The following is a 17,020-nucleotide window of genomic DNA, read 5'->3' as shown; positions in this document are numbered from 1 at the left end:
ATTGAAATGTCCAAGAAGATTTTCGTAACCGATACCATCCTGCGTGACGCTCACCAATCGCTGCTGGCGACCCGCATGCGCACTGAAGACATGCTGCCGATCTGCGGCAAGCTCGACAAGGTCGGCTACTGGTCGCTGGAGGTCTGGGGCGGGGCAACGTTCGATGCCTGCGTGCGCTTTCTCAAGGAAGACCCTTGGGAGCGCCTGCGTCAGCTGCGCGCGGCGTTGCCCAATACGCGTCTGCAAATGCTCCTGCGCGGTCAGAACCTTCTCGGTTATCGGCATTACAGCGATGACGTGGTCAAGGCGTTCGTGGCCAAGGCGGCGGTGAATGGTATCGACGTGTTCCGGATTTTCGATGCGATGAACGACGTGCGTAACCTGCGCGTTGCCATCGAGGCGGTGAAAGCCGCCGGCAAGCATGCGCAGGGCACAATCGCGTACACCACCAGCCCTGTGCACACGATCGAGGCGTTCGTTGCGCAGGCCCGGCAGATGGAGGCGATGGGTTGCGACTCGGTGGCGATCAAGGACATGGCCGGCCTGTTGACGCCTTATGCCACGGGCGAGTTGGTCAGGGCGCTGAAAAGCGAGCAGTCGCTGCCGGTGTTCATTCACTCGCATGACACGGCCGGTCTGGCCGCGATGTGTCAGCTCAAGGCGATCGAAAGCGGCGCCGACCATATCGATACCGCAATCTCCAGCTTCGCTTGGGGCACCAGCCACCCTGGCACCGAATCGATGGTTGCGGCCCTCAAGGGCAGCGAGTTCGATACCGGTCTGGACCTGGAGTTGCTGCAGGAAATCGGTCTGTATTTCTATGCAGTGCGTAAGAAGTATCACCAGTTCGAAAGCGAATTCACGGCAGTGGACACCCGTGTGCAGGTCAATCAGGTGCCTGGCGGGATGATTTCCAACCTGGCCAACCAGCTCAAAGAGCAGGGCGCGCTCAATCGCATGAGCGAAGTGCTGGCGGAAATCCCCAGGGTGCGTAAAGACCTGGGTTACCCACCGCTGGTGACGCCGACCTCGCAAATCGTCGGCACTCAGGCGTTCTTCAATGTGCTGGCTGGCGAGCGTTACAAGACCATCACCAATGAAGTGAAACTCTATCTTCAAGGCGGGTATGGCAAGGCGCCGGGGCAAGTCGACGAGAAGCTGCGTCGTCAGGCGATTGGCAATGAAGAACTGATTGATGTTCGTCCCGCCGACCTGCTCCGGCCGGAGATGACCAAGCTGCGCGCCGACGTTGGCGCGCTGGCCAAATCCGAAGAGGACGTGCTGACCTTCGCGATGTTCCCGGACATTGGCCGAAAGTTTCTTGAAGATCGCGCGGCCGGAACGCTGACGCCGGAAGTGTTGCTGCCGATTCCCGAGGCCGGCAGCGTTGCCAAAGCGGGCGGCGAGGGTGTGCCGACCGAGTTCGTCATTGATGTACACGGTGAAACCTACCGGGTCGACATCACCGGTGTGGGCGTCAAGGCCGAGGGCAAGCGTCATTTCTACCTGACCATCGATGGCATGCCGGAAGAAGTGGTGTTCGAACCCCTCAATGAATTTGTCGGCGGTGGCGCCAGCAAGCGCAAGCAGGCCAACGCCCCTGGTCACGTCAGCACCGCCATGCCGGGCAACATCGTGGATGTGTTGGTCAAGGAGGGCGACATGGTCAAGGCCGGTCAGGCTGTGCTGATCACTGAGGCCATGAAGATGGAAACCGAAGTCCAGGCATCCGTCGCGGGCAAGGTCGCGGCAATCCATGTTGCGAAGGGCGACCGCGTCAATCCGGGCGAGATACTGGTCGAGATCGAAAGCTGATCAGCCGCCTCGGCTAATTCAACCGTTTACCTCAGGGAAGCACTCGTGGCTTCCCTTTTTTTTCTACAGGCGGGCTCAGCCGCAAAGGGGATGCAGAGTACCGGCACGATAGTCGAGATTCTCGTTCCGCACGCTCCAGCGTGGGAATGCAGTTCTTGACGCTCTGCGTCGCACGATAGTTGATGCCCGCAGGGCGTGGGAGTTTCAGGAGGTTACGATGGGCTGCGAAGCTGCCCTGAAACTGCCCGGTCGCTTGCTTCATCGAAACGCTTCAAGACCCTTGATCTGCTGCCCATTCGCAAAGTTATCCACAGCCAGCCAACTTTCAAATGCCCGTTGCATGGCTGGCCATTCGCTGTCGATTATCGAGTACCAGTTCGTGTCTCTGCTCTGTCCCTTCACCACCATGTGCTGGCGGAAGGTGCCTTCGTAGCTGAAGCCGAACCGTTCGGCAGCGCGTCTGGAGCGGGCGTTGTTGGCGTTGCATTTCCATTCCAGGCGTCGATTACCCAGCGCAAAGGCTTCTTTGGCCAGCAGGTAAATGGCCTCGGTGCCTTTTGGTGTGCGCTGCATGGCTGCGCTGAAGGTGACATGGCCTATTTCGATCCGGCCGTGCGCCGCCACGATCGACATCAGGCTGATGACGCCTTGCGCCTTGTCGGTATGTTGATCGACGATGGCATAAAACCAGGGGTCGCTGGTGGCCTGGTGCCCGGTCAGCCATGCATCAAACGCATCGCGGTCGATAAAAGGGCCACAAGGCAGATAGTCCCAAAGCTTCGGGTCGGCTCCCGGTCCTTGAAGCGCGGCCCACACGTCATCCCCGTGACGCGCAACATCGAGTTTTTCCAGGCGAATGAAACGGCCTTTCAGTGTTTGCGGTGTCGGCAGTGTGGCGGCCTGCCAGTCGAGCAGCGTGTCAGACATGGATTACTTCCCGTTTCAGAGCGCTTTGCGAAATTGGATTAGGCCAGGCCGCTCGGCAATCCGCTCGTACAACTGAATGGCCGTAGCGTTGCTTTCATGGGTCAGCCAATGCACCTTGTCGCAGCCATCGGCCTTGGCGGTGGCGTAGACGAACTCGATCAACTGCCTGCCGACGCCCGTACCACGATGCTCCGGGGCGACGAACAGGTCCTGCAGGTAGCACGCATTGTGGATGCTCCAGTTGGAGCGGTGATAGATGAAGTTCACCATACCCACCGCCTTGCCATCCAGCCATGCCAGCGCCGAATGGGTGGCTTCGTTCGGGTCGATCATGCGTGCCCAGGTCACTTCGCTCACGCCAGCAGCGAGTTCGGTCTTGTAAAAGCTCAGGTAGGCCTGCCAAAGGGGTAGCCAGGCCTGATGATGCTCGGCAGCGACGGGGCGGATGCGTATATCTTTCATGAATTTCTCCTTTCAGCTCATCCAGCGAGCGATTTGCTGGTCGTTTGCATGCTCGCTGGCAGCGAGGCCATCGCGCACGCCGGCAAGGTCCCGGGCATTGCGGTTCTGGCTGAGTTTGCGTTTGCCCTGCAGGCGCTGCACGGGAAGGGCAAACCCGACGATTGCGCCGAGCATTTTGGCGATGTAGTCCGCAGGCGCATCAGTGATCGACCATGGCTGTTTACGATCAGACTCGTGCCGATCGGTCAGGTCGCTCAACAATCGGTGCAGGCGTTCCGGGTCATTGAAGCCGCTGGCGTGACCGTAAGCGTGTACGGCCAGGTAGTTCCAGGTAGGTACGACCTTTCCGTGTTCAGCCTTGCTCGGGTAGAACGACGGGCTGACGTAAGCATCATCTCCCGGGAAGATCACCATCGCTTCGACGCCGGCGCTCAGTTGCTGCGATTGCGGGTTGGTCTTGGCCAGATGCCCGTAAAGAGTGCCATGAAGGCCTTCGCTACGCCGCAATAGCAGCGGCAGGTGGGTCGCATGCAGACCGTCCTTACCCTGCGTCACGAGAATCGCCAAGCGGGTTTGGTCCATTTGCTCATGCAGGTTGAGCGTTTCGTTTTCCTGGAAAGCATTCGGTATATACATGGTGATTTTCCTTGGCAGACCGGGGCCATCCTAGGCAAGGTATTGGTTCGTTGTAAGATCCACTTTCAGTCTATTTGATAGAGCCAATCGGATGCCCGCAGACCACGTTGTATTCCCGTCTACCCTCATCGGTGTGCAGCTGGACCCGCGCCAGGGGTTGAGTAAACAGCTTTATGCGGTTCTGCGTGAGCGCATCCTCGACGGCCGCTTGAGCGGTGCAACGCGGTTGCCGGCCAGCCGAGACCTGGCGAAGTCATTGGCTATTTCTCGCAACAGCGTGATGCGTGCATACGATCAGCTCTACGCGGAAGGTTTCATCGAGGGGCGGGTGGGCGATGGTACTTACGTTGCGCAGCTTTCCAGCAGCCGTCCTGCGCTTCAGGACAACCCTGGCAGAAAACTATCCACCAACTTGTCCACAGGTTTGCCCACAGGCTTATGCACAGCCTTGTCCACAGAAAGCGCAGAAAATCCTGCGGATATTGGCGAACAAGTTATCCACAGCCGGGCAATGAAGTTGATCGAAAGCCATCAGTTGCGCGACCCGTCAGGCGAAGGTCCCAAGGCGTTCAGGGTGGGCGTTCCGGCGTTCGATCTGTTCCCGTTTGCGCTGTGGGGCAGGCTGTATGCGGCTTTCTGGCGTAGGCCTGATCTTCACCAGTTAGGCTATGGCGCTGCTGCGGGAGAGTGGCATTTGCGAGAGCTGATTGCAGTCTATCTGCGTTCTTCGCGAGGGCTGCACTGTCGTGCTGAGCAAATTGTGATCACCAGCGGCGCGCAACATGCCATAAGCCTTTGTGCACAATTGCTGTTGGCGCCGGGGGAGGCTGTCGCCGTCGAGAATCCGGGCTACCGCGCTGCCGGTCATGCGTTCGCCGTGGCTGGTGCCCGATTGCAGGGTGTGGCTGTCGATGCTGAGGGTATGCGCTGCGCCGATCTAGACCAGTCGGATTGCAGGCTGGCGTATGTCACGCCTTCGCATCAATACCCCACAGGCGTGGTCATGAGTCTGGCGCGCCGGCTGGAACTGCTGGCTTGGGCCGAAAAGAACCAGAGCTGGATCGTCGAAGATGATTACGACGGTGAGTACCGTTACAGCGGCGCACCTTTGGCGCCGCTGGCTGCACTCGATCAGACGGGCCGTGTGCTGTATGTCGGCACGTTTGGCAAAATTGCTTTTCCGGCTTTGCGCCTTGGGTATCTGGTTCTCCCTGCAGCCCTGGTTCAGCCGTTCAGCCAGCGTAAGGCTGTGGACATGCGCCATACCGAAATCAGTGTTCAGGCGGTCATGGCTCAGTTCATGGCAGCTGGGCATTTTCAACGACACATCCGCCGCATGCGTCGTGCAGCGCTCAGTCGTCGAGATGCGCTGCTGGCCGGCTGGCCTGAGAATATTGCCGGCTGCCAGGCGATGCCCAGAGTCGTGGCGGGCCTGCATGTGATGATCAAAGTGGACAGCGTCGCGCGTGAGCAAGCGCTGATTGCCAAGGCCATGAGCGTCGGTGTCGAAATGAACGCCTTAAGTGAATACTGGCTACCCGACTCCTGCGAGCCTATGGATAACCGTGCCGGGTTGGTGCTGGGTTTCGCCGCAGTGCCGGAACCCGCGATTGCGGATGCATTGAACAGGCTACGCGTGGCTTGGTCGGAGTAGGTCGGCAGTACCCGTATACTCCGCACTTTCTGCTACCTGTCTTCGAGATACCCATGAACAACTCTCTTACTGCAACACCCGGACGCAAGTTCGGCGCGCCGCTGGCTGCGTTGTTCCTGCTGCTGATGGGCGCCCAGTTTCTGCTGCTCAGCGTTGGCACTCGCCAAGTCATGCTATGGATCGTGGGCGCCGCGCTGGGGATTGCGCTTTACCACGCAGCATTCGGTTTCACGTCGGCATGGCGGGTTTTCATCCGTGAACGGCGTGGCGCCGGCTTGCGTGCGCAAATGGTGATGCTGGCCGTCGCCGTAGTGCTGTTTTTTCCAGCGCTGGGCGCGGGCACACTGTTTGGCCAGCCTGTTACCGGTCTTGTCGCGCCGGTCGGCGTGTCGGTCGTGGTTGGTGCGTTTATTTTCGGCATCGGCATGCAACTAGGCGGTGGCTGTGCGTCCGGCACGTTGTTCACCGCAGGTGGCGGCAATGCGCGAATGCTGGTGACGCTGCTGTTTTTCATCCTGGGCTCGCTGATTGCCACCCATCATGTGGACTGGTGGTTTGCCTTGCCGTCGTTGCCGCCGATTTCAGTGGTCAAGACCTTCGGCGTACTGCCGGCGCTGATCGCCAATCTGGCGCTGTTTGCCTTGATCGCTCTGGTGACCATCAAGCTGGAAAAGCGCCGTCATGGTCAGCTCGAAGCGCCGGTCACCACTGAACATCGTGGTTTCTCTCGTGTGTTTCGCGGGCCGTGGGTTCTGATTTGGGGCGCCGTGGCGCTGGCGATTCTGAATTACGCGACGCTGGCACTGGCGGGGCGTCCTTGGGGCATCACCTCGGCATTCGCCCTGTGGGGCGCGAAAGCAGCCAGCGGTCTGGGCGTCGATGTCGGCAGTTGGGTGTTCTGGCAGAGCGCTGCGAATGCCAAGGCTCTGGCCGCGCCTGTGTGGGAAGACATCACCAGTGTGATGGACATCGGCATTATGCTGGGCGCCTTGCTGGCAGCCGGACTGGCCGGACGTTTTGCGCCTAGCCTGGATATCCCTGTGCGGTCGCTGGTTGCCGCGGTTGTCGGTGGGCTGCTGCTGGGTTACGGCTCCCGACTGGCTTACGGTTGCAACATTGGCGCCTATTTCAGCGGTATTGCGTCCGGCAGCCTGCACGGCTGGCTGTGGCTGATCGCTGCCTACATCGGCAACGTGGTCGGTGTCCGGTTGCGTCCGTTTTTCTTTACCGGAGAGCGGCCGCAAGTAGCATTGACTGGCTGCTGAAACGTTTCATACCCCGAGATAAAGCGGGCCGTTTGCGAACCATCTGCCGAATTGGCATTCAAACGCCAGGCAATAGCGATTCGAATGCGCGCTCGCTTAATCATCAATGGGGTAGTCCTGTGCAGCAAACGATCATTTCGAAAGTACGTTTTCTCGGCAAGACCATTGGTTACGTAGGTTGGTCGCTTTTTTGGCTGCTGATCTGGGATGTCATTGTCACTGTTGATTTCATGCTGTTTTTCGATCGAAAGATCAACCTGCCTTCGTTACCCCTGACCTTGCTCGGCTCAGCGCTGGTGGTGCTGACCAGCTTTCGTAATTCCAGTGCCTACAACCGCTGGTGGGAAGCGCGAACGCTGTGGGGCGCAATGGTCAACAGCTCGCGCAGCTTTGCTCGTCAGGTCTTGACGCTGGTCGAGGACGATGACGGTATCAACCCGGTCAAGCCTATTCTGCTGCGCCGCCACGTGGCCTACGTGAAGTGTCTGTCGGCACATTTGAAAGGTGTCGAGTGTGGCGAAGAGATCCAGCAACTGATCCCCCGCGAGGAATTCGAGCGCCGCCACGACACCAACAACTTTCCCAACGACGTGCTCAATGTGTCAGCTGCACTGTTGGCGAAGGAGTACCAGGCGGGGCGTCTGGACAGCATTCGGCTGGCGCGTCTGGAGTCGACCATGGTGGACCTTTCCAATTGCCAGGGCGGCATGGAGCGTATTGCCAACACGCCTTTGCCTTATCCGTACGTGGCATTCCCAAGGCTGTTCATCACGCTGTTCTGCGTGATCGTACCGATCGGTCTGGTGGAAACACTGGGCTGGTTCACGCCGCTGGCGTCCACCGTGGTGGGCTTCATGCTGTTGGCTATCGAGAAGATCGGCACCGACCTGCAAAGCCCGTTTCGTGCCAGTGAACACGTAATTCAGACGAATGCGCTGTGCAACAACATCGAACGCAACCTCGATTCGATGCTCAGATGCGCGCAGGAAGAAAGCAAGGCTTCGTAAGGAGGATGAGGCGTTCCGCATGTGCGGGACGCCTCGGACAAAGCAGGGCCGCTACAGCGGCTTAACGCAACTCGCCACACAGATCCAGTTCGACCAGGCGGCGAACGTCCTCGGTCGACAGGCCTGCGCCAAGCAATGCATGCAACTTGCCCAGCGCCGCCTCACGGGTCATGCCACCCCCGGAAAGCACGCCTGCGCTGCGCAGGCGGCTACCCGCTTCATACACGTCCAGCTCGACACCGCCTTCGTGGCATTGAGTGATCGCGACAACGCAGATGCCGTGCGCGCGCGCGTTTTCCAGACTGGCAATGAATTGCGGATCGTCGCTCGGCCCTGTGCCGTTGCCGAAGCATTCGAGCACCAGGCCCTGAATACCGCTGTTGATCAGGCCGTCGAGCTGCGCGGCGCCAATCCCGGGGAATAATGGCAGCACCGCGACATTGCCCAGCGTTCTGGGCTGACGGTAATCCAGCGCATCCGGTAGCGAAACGGCGGAGAAACCACCGCGCGAGCGTTGCAGGGGCGCAAACGGCTGACGCCCGAAGCTGCGGATTTTCGCGCAGCGGGTGGGCGCCATCAGTTGTCCGTGGAAGTACAGCTGCACGCCGGAAACCAGGCCTGAGCCCAGCGCGAGCAGGGCGCCATTGACGTTTTCCCAAGCATCGCTGTCCTGCACACCGGCAGGCAGCATCGAACCCGTGAACACCACCGGGGCGTCGAACCCCAGCAGCTGGAAGCACATGGCCGCAGCGCTGTAGGCCAGGGTGTCGGTGCCGTGCAGTACCAGCACCGCATCGCAACCGTCGACATCCACCGCCTCGATCACCGCGTCCCGCAGGCGCAGCCAGTAGGCTGGCGTCATGTTGGCGCTGTCGATCAGTGGCGACATCTCGCGAAAGTGCCACTGCGGTACGACCAGTTCAGGGTGCTCTGCCAGTTGCCCGGCCATCCGCGCCTCGAACCCCGAGGCGGGAGCCAGGCCGTTGGCGCTGGCTTGCATGCCGATGGTGCCGCCGGTGTAAAGAACCATCACGCGTCGAGCGGGTTTATGTGCATCAAGAGTCATGGTTCTTCTCCGGCGTAACGTCGCGTTTTATCGTGCTTCAGGCGCCGGCTTGGCGGCCATTTCGGCGTCGTGTGTCGACTGGCGAGTCGGGTTGGCCGGCCATGCGTTGCGGTCCAGGTCCAGGTCCGGGAACTGACTGGAGTCGAACACCGGCGTCTTGACGCCCGCACGGCGCTGAGCATCGTAGTCGTTGAGGATGCGCTTGACCACTTTGAACAGCATGGCCAACGCAATCAGGTTGACGAACGCCAGCATGGTCATGGTGATGTCTGCAAAGGCCAGCACGTCTTTCAGATCGACCACGGCACCCCACAGGATCAGTGCCAGAACCGCGATACGGTAAAGCACGATGGCCTTGAGCTTCTCGCCAAACAAAAACCGCAGGCTGTTTTCGCCCAGGTAGTAGTTGTAGAGAATCGAGGTGAAGACGAACAGCGCCAGCGCCACGCTGATGAAGATTCGACCCCAGTCACCGACCACGGCGGCCAGCGAGTTTTGCGCCAGTACGATGCCGTTGCCGTCGTAACCGATGTCGTAGATACCCGACAGCAGGATCAGCAGGGCGGTGCAGGTGCAGATGACGAAAGTGTCGAGGAATACGCTGAACGCCTGAACCACACCCTGCGCCACTGGGTGTTCTACGTGCGCCACAGCAGCTACGTTGGGCGCGCTGCCCAGGCCAGCTTCGTTGGCGAAGACGCCGCGCTTGACGCCCATCACGATCGCGCTGCCGATCAGGCCGCCAAACACTGGATCAATGCCGAAGGCGCTTCGGACGATGGTCATCAGCATGGCTGGAACGTGATCGATCTGCAGAACGATGACGTAGATGGTGACTGCGATGTAGATCAGGGTCTTGACCGGAACCAGCAGATCGGAAATAGCCGCGATACGCTTGATGCCGCCGATGAAGGCCAGGCCGAGCAGCACAACCAGGCACAGGCCGGTGGTCGTGGTGTCGATATTGAATGCGCTTTTCAACGAGTCCGTCACTGCGTGGGATTGCAGGCCGTTGAAGGCGAAACCGAATGTCACCAGCAGCAATACTGCCATGACCATACCCAGCCAGCGTTTACCCAGGCCGTGCTGGATGTAATACGCCGGACCGCCACGAAACTGGCCCTCGGAATCCTTGCGCTTGTAGAGCTGCGCAAGCGAACACTCGATGAAGCTGCTGGACATGCCGACCAATGCGGTGACCCACATCCAGAACACAGCACCCGGGCCACCGAGCGTCACGGCAATGCCGACGCCTGCAATGTTGCCCGCACCGACGCGGCCCGCAAGGCTGAGCATCAGGGCCTGAAACGAACTCAGCTGGCCGGCGCTACTGCGCAGACTGTCGCGAAAAACCGAGAACATGTGGAAAAAGTGTCGAAACTGGACGAAACGCGAGCGGATCGTGAAGTAACTACCCAGGCCAACGATAAGTACGATCAGTACCTTACCGGAGAGAAAGTCGTTAATCATTTCCAACATTTTTGTTATTCCTCGCTACTTTTGAGGGGGCGCACTATACCGGTGCAAAGTTTTTACGTCTGTAGTCGCGTTCTTGTGAGGCTGATTCTTCATTCGCGACACTGAATGAATATTCCTGCGAATGATGCCGCAGAAATAAGGGGCCTAAGGCTCTGGATCCAATATCTGAGTCCTGTGCCGGAGGCAAAAAAAAGGGCCTGGAGAATCACTTCCAGACCCTCAAAAAATTGAGGGGTGTCTAGGCCCTCAATCTGGTGAGCAGGTTGCGCAGCTCATTCCTGTCAGGCCTTCAACGGGGCCAGACGAGGGGCGATCATGTTTTCCGGACGCAGGATGTCGTCGAGCATGGCATCGTCGAGCAGGCCTTCTTCGCGGACCAGTTCGAGTACGCCACGGCCGGTTTCCAGCGCAATACGGGCGATACGGGTCGAGTTTTCATAACCGATGTATGGGTTAAGCGCGGTGACCAGACCAATCGAGTGCTCGACCAGTTCGCGGCAGCGCTGTTCGTTGGCGGTAATACCGACGATGCAATGCTCGCGCAGCATGTCCATGGCGCGTTGCAGCAGGCGGATCGAATCGAAAATCTTGTAGGCGATCAGCGGCTCCATGACGTTGAGCTGCAACTGGCCACCTTCGGCTGCCATGGTCAGCGACAGGTCGTTGCCGATGATCTCGAAGGCCACCTGATTGACTGCTTCCGGAATCACCGGGTTGACCTTGCCGGGCATGATCGAGCTGCCGGGTTGACGCGCTGGCAGGTTGATTTCGTTGATGCCGGTGCGCGGGCCACTGGACAGCAGGCGCAGGTCGTTGCAGATCTTCGACAGCTTGACTGCGGTGCGCTTGAGCATGCCGGAGAACAGCACGAACGCGCCCATGTCGGAAGTCGCTTCGATCAGGTCGGCAGCCGGCACCAGCGGCTGGCCGCTGATCAGCGCCAGACGGTCGACAGCGAGTTTCTGGTAGCCAGGGTCTGCATTGATGCCGGTGCCGATGGCGGTGCCGCCGAGGTTGACCTCAGTCAGCAGCTCGGGTGCCAGGCTGCGCAGGCGATTGAGGTCTTCTGTCAGGGTGGTGGCGAAGGCGCGGAATTCCTGACCCAGGGTCATCGGAACTGCGTCCTGCAACTGGGTGCGACCCATTTTCAGCACATGGTTGAATTCTTCGCCCTTGGCGGCAAACGCTTGAATCAGGCTGGAAAGGCTGGCAAGCAGCGCGTCGTGGCCCAGCAGCAGGCCCAGGCGGATCGCGGTCGGGTAGGCGTCGTTGGTCGATTGCGCCATGTTCACGTCGTTGTTCGGGTGCAGGTGTTTGTATTCACCCTTCTCGAAACCCATGGTTTCCAGCGCAATATTGGCGATGACTTCGTTGGCATTCATGTTGGTGGAAGTGCCGGCGCCGCCTTGAATCATGTCGACCACGAACTGATCGTGGAAGTCGCCGCGAATCAGACGGGCACAGGCCTCGCTGATGGCCGCATGCTTGGCGTCATTGAGGTGTCCCAGCTGATGGTTTGCATCCGCTGCAGCCTGTTTGACCATGGCCAGCGCCACCACCAGTTTCGGGTAATGCGACAGCGGCACACCCGAAAGGTGGAAGTTGTTCACTGCCCGCAGAGTCTGAATGCCGTAATAAGCGTTGGCAGGTACTTCGAGAACACCAAGCAGGTCTTTTTCGATGCGCGATGATGCAGGCGAGGACATGATAAGAAGAGTCTCAAAAAAGGCACGGACAATGCCGGAACGCCACGAATATTGGGCCTGCCGTTCCGGCTTGACCAATGCTGTTAAACGCTGGCCTATGCAATAACGGCATAATGGGTGTGTGACCTGGATTCCTCTCGTAGCGTAAAGAGGGCAAAATGTCGCACCTGGTTTGCGGTTCAATGTCGTCGGGTGATGGTCAGGTCATGTATCTGCACTGCGTTACCGGACGTCCCATCGAGGTCGCTTCAAACCGGTGCTTGCAGGGCATGCGCAGTCGCCTGTCGAGGCAGTCATCCATTGTCCGGGAGGACCTGATGAATCTGGAAAGCAAATGGCTGGAGGATTTCAGCGCCCTGGCGGCCACTCGCAGCTTTTCCCAGGCGGCCGATCGCCGCTTCGTGACCCAGCCCGCGTTCAGTCGACGTATCCGCAGTCTCGAGGCTGCGCTGGGGCTCACGCTGGTCAACCGCACACGCACACCGATCGAGTTGACTGCAGCCGGGCAGCTGTTTCTGGTCACGGCGCGTACGGTAATCGAGCAACTGGGCGAAGTGGTGCGCCACCTGCATCATCTTGAGGGTGGTCAGGGCGAAGTCATGCAGGTGGCGGCAGCTCACTCCCTGGCGCTCGGATTCTTCCCGCGCTGGATCGCCCAGTTGCGCAACGAAGGCCTGAACATTGCGACGCGACTGGTCGCCACCAATGTCGGGGACGCCGTGCATGCGTTGCGCGAAGGGGGATGCGACCTGATGCTGGCATTCTACGACCCCGACGCGGCGCTGCAGATGGACGCTGAGATCTTCCCTTCGCTGCATCTGGGGCATACCGAAATGCTGCCGGTGTGTGCCGCCGATGCCAATGGCCGGCCCTTGTTCGATATGGAAGGCGAGGCGAGCGTGCCGCTGCTCGCCTACAGCGCGGGAGCCTTTCTCGGGCGCTCGGTGAATCTGTTGCTGCGCCAGCGCAATCTGCGCTTCACGACGGTGTATGAGACGGCGATGGCAGACAGCCTGAAAAGCATGGCGCTTGAAGGGCTGGGCATCGCCTGGGTGCCGCACCTGAGTGTGCGCGCCGAGCTCGCACGCGGTGAGCTGGTGGTGTGTGGCGGACCGCAATGGCATGTGCCGCTGGAGATCAGGCTTTACCGTTGCGCACTGGTGCGCAAGGCCAATGTTCGCCTGCTGTGGCGCAAGCTGGAAAGCGCCGCTTCTTCTGAATGAGGCATGAGGGGGCTGGCGCGGTACTTCACGCCAGGCCGATTGCCTAGCGAACAGCCAGCTTGGCTACATAACTGCGAATCAGCGCCTTGTTGGCTTTGCTGAAGTAATGACAGGGGATGATCGAGGTGCTGGCGTTCCCCCACATGATGGTCTGGCAGGGGAAACCCGTTGCATCTTCATGTTCAGCGCCAAACAGGTGGCCTACCTCGTGCGCCAGCGTGTTGTCGTCTTTAAGGGACGTCACGGCGACGTGATAGTTTGTTGCCGCGACGCCATGTGTCACGCCATTGATTTTATTGGACGTCACCAGCACGTATTTATGCCGCTCCGAGGGGCGCGGCAGGTTCTTGGCGTTCGCGTATTCGATGCTCGCCTGGAACAACGTGTAGAGCAGTTTTTCCAGGTTGTCCCCGCGATAGTGGAAGTTTGTAAGGCCGGGCTCATCCTTGATAAATGTGACGGTCGTCCTGCGGCCGGTGATGTCGTGTAATTGGGCGAGCAGGGAGGGCAGGTAGCTTTCTTTCAGTTCGGCGCGTTCACGCTGTGTCAGCTGATCGTGCATGATCACGAAGAGGCCCAGATTGGGTTCATCCGCGCTGGCAAACGGCAGGTAAAGAAAGATTGCCAGGGTCAGCAAGATGTTCAGATTTTTTTGCATGTGTACGTTCTCATCCTTGAGAGTCAGGTCAAAAAGGCGACTTCAATGTCGTGGAAACAGTTAAACAAACGCTGACCAGCGCTGACAGTCGCACAGGCTGCTTCGATAAGCAGGACAAGGATTCTCGTGATGTAAGACGCAACGCCTGCGCGACGAATCTTCGGTTTCACCCTGGTAGTTATCAGGCTCGCATACCGACTGCAGCCAATGCTTGCGCCCCTGCCCGGCATTGCCGCTGACGGAAGGTGATCCGAGGTGCTTTAAACGCACCACTTTGCGGTATACTGCGCGGCCTTTGGCCGGCTAAATCGGTCATTATTCGTACAACAAGCCACGCCGGTTCCCCCGCGTGGCTTGTTGTTTTAAGACGCGCCTGCGGGCGCCCGATGAGAGGCACGACGATGAGCGCACTGGTTGGCGTGATCATGGGCTCCAAGTCCGATTGGTCCACCCTTAGCCACACCGCCGATATGCTGGAAAAGCTCGGCATCCCTTACGAAGTCAAAGTGGTGTCAGCCCACCGCACGCCGGACCTGCTGTTCCAGTACGCCGACGAAGCGGAAAGCCGAGGCATTGAAGTGATCATCGCAGGTGCCGGTGGTGCCGCTCACTTGCCGGGCATGTGCGCGGCCAAGACTCACCTGCCGGTGCTGGGCGTTCCGGTGCAGTCTTCCATGCTATCGGGTGTCGATTCACTGTTGTCCATCGTGCAGATGCCAGCCGGCATTCCGGTGGCTACGCTGGCCATCGGCAAAGCGGGCGCGATCAACGCGGCACTGCTGTCGGCGAGCATCCTTGGTGCAAAGCATCCTCAATTCCACGCAGCGCTGAAGAAATTCCGCACTGAGCAGACAGACAGCGTCCTGGACAATCCAGACCCGCGCCACGCCTGAGGTTTTTCCATGAAGATCGGTGTAATCGGTGGCGGCCAGCTCGGCCGCATGTTGGCCCTGGCAGGTACGCCACTGGGCATGAACTTCGCCTTTCTCGATCCTGCTCCGGATGCCTGTGCAGCTGCGCTGGGCGAGCATCTGCGTGCCGATTACGGCGATCTGGATCATCTGCGTCAACTGGCTGATGAAGTCGATCTGGTGACGTTTGAATTTGAAAGCGTCCCGGCTGAAACGGTCGCGTTCCTGTCGCAGTTCGTGCCGGTCTATCCGAGCGCCGAAGCGTTGCGTATCGCGCGCGACCGCTGGTTCGAGAAAAGCATGTTCAAGGATCTGGGCATTCCGACACCGGCATTTGCTGACATCCAGTCGCAGGCTGATCTGGATGCCGCAGTTGCCAGTATCGGGCTGCCAGCCGTTCTGAAAACCCGTACCCTGGGCTATGACGGCAAGGGCCAGAAGGTTCTGCGTTCTGCAGCCGATGTGGTCGGTACATTCGCGGAACTGGGCAGCGTACCTTGCCTGCTGGAAGGCTTCGTGCCGTTCACGGGGGAAGTGTCGTTGATCGCCGTTCGCGCGCGCGATGGCGAGACCCGTTTCTACCCGCTGGTTCACAACACGCATGACAACGGCATCCTGCGTCTCTCCGTTGCCAGCACCAATCACCCGTTGCAAGCCCTTGCCGAAGACTACGCTGGTCGAGTCCTGAAGCAGCTGGATTACGTCGGTGTGCTGGCCTTCGAATTCTTCGAGGTCGACGGTGGCCTGAAAGCCAACGAGATTGCACCCCGTGTGCACAACTCCGGCCACTGGACAACCGAAGGCGCCGAGTGCAGCCAGTTCGAAAACCACCTGCGGGCGGTTGCCGGCTTGCCGCTGGGTTCGACGGCCAAGGTCGGCGAGAGCGCCATGCTCAACTTCATCGGCGAAGTGCCGGCGGTGGAAAAGGTCATTGCTGTCGAGGATTGTCACCTGCACCACTACGGCAAGGCGTTCAAGGCTGGCCGCAAAGTGGGTCACGCCACTGTTCGCAGTGCCGACCGTGCCACGCTGGATCGGCAGGTGAAACAGGTCGAAGCGCTGATCAAACCATAACGCTCGTGCCGATGCTCTGCGTCCCCTTGCGACGCAGAGCATCGTGAACTGCATTCCCACGCTGGAGCATGCGGAACGAGTTTTTTAACTGTCGTGCCAACCCTTTGCGTTCAGCTTTTGATCGGTTCAGCCCCACCATTCATGAAGAATTTTCCACCTCGACCCCAACTCGCGATTTCGCCGGAACCATTCCCTGTCACTGTTCTCAGATAGCATTAGGTCAGGGCTGCTTTAGGCTCTGGCATGTTCACTTAATACAGAGGGAAATGGCATGGGTATCATTGGAACCATCTTTATCGGCCTGATCGTTGGTCTGTTGGCTCGCTTCCTGAAGCCGGGCGATGACAGCATGGGCTGGATCATGACCATCGTACTGGGTATCGCCGGTTCACTCGCAGCCACCTATGGCGGCCAGGCACTGGGTATCTACCATGCAGGCGAGGGCGCAGGTTTCCTGGGCGCGCTGGTCGGCGCAATCATCCTGCTGGTTATCTACGGCATGATCAAAAAGAAATAACGTTTAATGTTCAGCCCTCTGTTCTGCACAGCGCAGAGGGCTAGAATGCGCGGCAACTCTTTCCCCATTGCCGAGCTTTATCATGCGTTGCTATCTGTTGATGACTCTTCTGCTGGTATCCGGGCTTGCACACGCGCAATTGCCGGAGACAGACTGGCTTGAGCTGATGCCCAAGTCGGATCAAAAAGCCCTCGAAGCCATGCCCGAGATTGACCATAACTCTCCGGAAGCCATGGGCACGTTCGACAGCAAGGGTGGCTTGAAACAAAGCAAAGGTTTGCCTGCGGTCATGTATTCGACCAAGACCGTCCCTGCCATGAATAACAAGGCCATTCGCCTTGGCGGTTATCCTGTCCCCCTCGAAACCGACGCCAAAGGGCACAGCACGTTGTTTTTCCTTGTGCCTTATCCAGGTGCCTGCATCCACGTTCCGCCACCGCCGCCCAACCAGCTGGTACTGGTGCGTTACCCCAAGGGGCTGAAGCTGGATGACATCTACACCCCGCTGTGGGTCGAAGGCACGCTGAAGATCGAGAAGGTCAATAACGACCTGGCCGACGCTGCGTACGCGATGGATGCATCAAAGGTCCGCGTGGTGGTCGAGTCGGACCTTTGATGGC

The 17,020-nt window shown here is 59.3% G+C and carries 16 protein-coding genes; 9 read left to right on the top strand and 7 right to left on the bottom strand.

Going from position 1 to position 17,020, the window contains the following annotated elements:
- Nucleotides 1-6 precede the first annotated feature (6 nt).
- On the top strand, nt 7-1,815 hold the full coding sequence (oadA, locus tag POR16_RS24910; protein WP_005895057.1) for a sodium-extruding oxaloacetate decarboxylase subunit alpha: 1,809 nt from the start codon (nt 7-9) through the stop codon (nt 1,813-1,815).
- 258 nt (nt 1,816-2,073) lie between these two features.
- Here the strand turns inward: oadA and POR16_RS24900 are convergent, their stop codons facing one another.
- The 3 genes from POR16_RS24900 to POR16_RS24890 are packed head-to-tail and all read right to left on the bottom strand — an operon-like array spanning nt 2,074 to nt 3,840.
- Nucleotides 2,074-2,742 (bottom strand): GNAT family N-acetyltransferase, encoded by a 669-nt coding sequence (locus POR16_RS24900; RefSeq protein WP_005895060.1) that lies wholly within the window; start codon nt 2,740-2,742, stop codon nt 2,074-2,076.
- A 15-nt stretch (nt 2,743-2,757) separates the two neighbouring features.
- Nucleotides 2,758-3,204 (bottom strand): GNAT family N-acetyltransferase, encoded by a 447-nt coding sequence (locus POR16_RS24895; RefSeq protein ID WP_005895063.1) that lies wholly within the window; start codon nt 3,202-3,204, stop codon nt 2,758-2,760.
- A 12-nt stretch (nt 3,205-3,216) separates the two neighbouring features.
- Nucleotides 3,217-3,840, bottom strand: coding sequence for an FMN-binding negative transcriptional regulator (locus POR16_RS24890; protein ID WP_053479802.1), 624 nt, complete (start codon nt 3,838-3,840; stop codon nt 3,217-3,219).
- Between the two features lie 91 nt (nt 3,841-3,931).
- On the opposite strand from POR16_RS24890, the gene pdxR reads away from it, so the two are divergent.
- The 3 genes from pdxR to POR16_RS24875 all read left to right on the top strand — a co-directional run bounded on the left by pdxR (nt 3,932) and on the right by POR16_RS24875 (nt 7,766).
- Nucleotides 3,932-5,494, top strand: a complete 1,563-nt coding sequence (pdxR, locus tag POR16_RS24885) for a MocR-like pyridoxine biosynthesis transcription factor PdxR (RefSeq protein ID WP_024690209.1) — start codon at nt 3,932-3,934, stop codon at nt 5,492-5,494.
- A 53-nt stretch (nt 5,495-5,547) separates the two neighbouring features.
- Nucleotides 5,548-6,759, top strand: a complete 1,212-nt coding sequence (locus POR16_RS24880; RefSeq protein WP_005895075.1) for a YeeE/YedE family protein — start codon at nt 5,548-5,550, stop codon at nt 6,757-6,759.
- 119 nt (nt 6,760-6,878) lie between these two features.
- A complete protein-coding gene (locus tag POR16_RS24875) occupies nt 6,879-7,766 on the top strand; it encodes a bestrophin family protein (RefSeq protein WP_005895078.1) in 888 nt (295 codons plus the stop codon).
- Nucleotides 7,767-7,827: 61 nt separating this feature from the next.
- Here the strand turns inward: POR16_RS24875 and POR16_RS24870 are convergent, their stop codons facing one another.
- The 3 genes from POR16_RS24870 to aspA form a co-directional block, all read right to left on the bottom strand.
- Nucleotides 7,828-8,832 carry an asparaginase gene (locus POR16_RS24870; RefSeq protein ID WP_005895080.1) on the bottom strand — a complete coding sequence of 335 codons (1,005 nt, stop codon included), beginning with the start codon at nt 8,830-8,832 and terminating at the stop codon, nt 7,828-7,830.
- A 27-nt stretch (nt 8,833-8,859) separates the two neighbouring features.
- Nucleotides 8,860-10,311 carry an alanine/glycine:cation symporter family protein gene (locus POR16_RS24865; protein WP_005895082.1) on the bottom strand — a complete coding sequence of 484 codons (1,452 nt, stop codon included), beginning with the start codon at nt 10,309-10,311 and terminating at the stop codon, nt 8,860-8,862.
- Between the two features lie 281 nt (nt 10,312-10,592).
- Nucleotides 10,593-12,017 (bottom strand): aspartate ammonia-lyase, encoded by a 1,425-nt coding sequence (gene aspA, locus POR16_RS24860; RefSeq protein WP_003432831.1) that lies wholly within the window; start codon nt 12,015-12,017, stop codon nt 10,593-10,595.
- Nucleotides 12,018-12,334: 317 nt separating this feature from the next.
- Here aspA and POR16_RS24855 point away from each other — a divergent pair, with 317 nt between their 5' ends.
- Nucleotides 12,335-13,240, top strand: coding sequence for a LysR substrate-binding domain-containing protein (locus POR16_RS24855; RefSeq protein ID WP_005895087.1), 906 nt, complete (start codon nt 12,335-12,337; stop codon nt 13,238-13,240).
- A gap of 43 nt (nt 13,241-13,283) precedes the next feature.
- Here the strand turns inward: POR16_RS24855 and POR16_RS24850 are convergent, their stop codons facing one another.
- Nucleotides 13,284-13,898, bottom strand: coding sequence for a M12 family metallo-peptidase (locus POR16_RS24850; protein ID WP_005895089.1), 615 nt, complete (start codon nt 13,896-13,898; stop codon nt 13,284-13,286).
- Nucleotides 13,899-14,299: 401 nt separating this feature from the next.
- On the opposite strand from POR16_RS24850, the gene purE reads away from it, so the two are divergent.
- From purE to POR16_RS24825, 4 genes are all read left to right on the top strand, one after another.
- Nucleotides 14,300-14,791, top strand: coding sequence for a 5-(carboxyamino)imidazole ribonucleotide mutase (gene purE / locus POR16_RS24845; protein ID WP_005895091.1), 492 nt, complete (start codon nt 14,300-14,302; stop codon nt 14,789-14,791).
- A 9-nt stretch (nt 14,792-14,800) separates the two neighbouring features.
- A complete protein-coding gene (locus tag POR16_RS24840; RefSeq protein ID WP_005895093.1) occupies nt 14,801-15,883 on the top strand; it encodes a 5-(carboxyamino)imidazole ribonucleotide synthase in 1,083 nt (360 codons plus the stop codon).
- A 271-nt stretch (nt 15,884-16,154) separates the two neighbouring features.
- Nucleotides 16,155-16,400 carry a GlsB/YeaQ/YmgE family stress response membrane protein gene (locus POR16_RS24830; protein ID WP_003378385.1) on the top strand — a complete coding sequence of 82 codons (246 nt, stop codon included), beginning with the start codon at nt 16,155-16,157 and terminating at the stop codon, nt 16,398-16,400.
- Between the two features lie 82 nt (nt 16,401-16,482).
- Nucleotides 16,483-17,016 carry a DUF3299 domain-containing protein gene (locus tag POR16_RS24825; RefSeq protein ID WP_005895095.1) on the top strand — a complete coding sequence of 178 codons (534 nt, stop codon included), beginning with the start codon at nt 16,483-16,485 and terminating at the stop codon, nt 17,014-17,016.
- The last annotated feature ends 4 nt before the right edge of the window (nt 17,017-17,020 follow it).

Source organism: Pseudomonas coronafaciens pv. oryzae str. 1_6 (assembly GCF_000156995.2).
In the GTDB taxonomy this organism is placed as follows: domain Bacteria; phylum Pseudomonadota; class Gammaproteobacteria; order Pseudomonadales; family Pseudomonadaceae; genus Aquipseudomonas; species Aquipseudomonas tremae.
Note: the sequence above shows the minus strand (reverse complement) of the source record. Positions and strands in the feature narration are given on the sequence as shown.

Excerpts from the sequence above, each read along its gene's own strand:
- oadA (WP_005895057.1), top strand. The coding sequence starts at position 7 with ATGTCCAAGAAGATTTTCGTAACCGATACCATCCTGCGTGACGCTCAC.
- POR16_RS24900 (WP_005895060.1), bottom strand. The coding sequence starts at position 2,742 with ATGTCTGACACGCTGCTCGACTGGCAGGCCGCCACACTGCCGACACCG.
- POR16_RS24895 (WP_005895063.1), bottom strand. The coding sequence starts at position 3,204 with ATGAAAGATATACGCATCCGCCCCGTCGCTGCCGAGCATCATCAGGCC.
- POR16_RS24890 (WP_053479802.1), bottom strand. The coding sequence starts at position 3,840 with ATGTATATACCGAATGCTTTCCAGGAAAACGAAACGCTCAACCTGCAT.
- pdxR (WP_024690209.1), top strand. The coding sequence starts at position 3,932 with ATGCCCGCAGACCACGTTGTATTCCCGTCTACCCTCATCGGTGTGCAG.
- POR16_RS24880 (WP_005895075.1), top strand. The coding sequence starts at position 5,548 with ATGAACAACTCTCTTACTGCAACACCCGGACGCAAGTTCGGCGCGCCG.
- POR16_RS24870 (WP_005895080.1), bottom strand. The coding sequence starts at position 8,832 with ATGACTCTTGATGCACATAAACCCGCTCGACGCGTGATGGTTCTTTAC.
- POR16_RS24865 (WP_005895082.1), bottom strand. The coding sequence starts at position 10,311 with ATGTTGGAAATGATTAACGACTTTCTCTCCGGTAAGGTACTGATCGTA.
- aspA (WP_003432831.1), bottom strand. The coding sequence starts at position 12,017 with ATGTCCTCGCCTGCATCATCGCGCATCGAAAAAGACCTGCTTGGTGTT.
- POR16_RS24855 (WP_005895087.1), top strand. The coding sequence starts at position 12,335 with ATGAATCTGGAAAGCAAATGGCTGGAGGATTTCAGCGCCCTGGCGGCC.
- POR16_RS24850 (WP_005895089.1), bottom strand. The coding sequence starts at position 13,898 with ATGCAAAAAAATCTGAACATCTTGCTGACCCTGGCAATCTTTCTTTAC.
- purE (WP_005895091.1), top strand. The coding sequence starts at position 14,300 with ATGAGCGCACTGGTTGGCGTGATCATGGGCTCCAAGTCCGATTGGTCC.
- POR16_RS24840 (WP_005895093.1), top strand. The coding sequence starts at position 14,801 with ATGAAGATCGGTGTAATCGGTGGCGGCCAGCTCGGCCGCATGTTGGCC.
- POR16_RS24830 (WP_003378385.1), top strand. The coding sequence starts at position 16,155 with ATGGGTATCATTGGAACCATCTTTATCGGCCTGATCGTTGGTCTGTTG.
- POR16_RS24825 (WP_005895095.1), top strand. The coding sequence starts at position 16,483 with ATGCGTTGCTATCTGTTGATGACTCTTCTGCTGGTATCCGGGCTTGCA.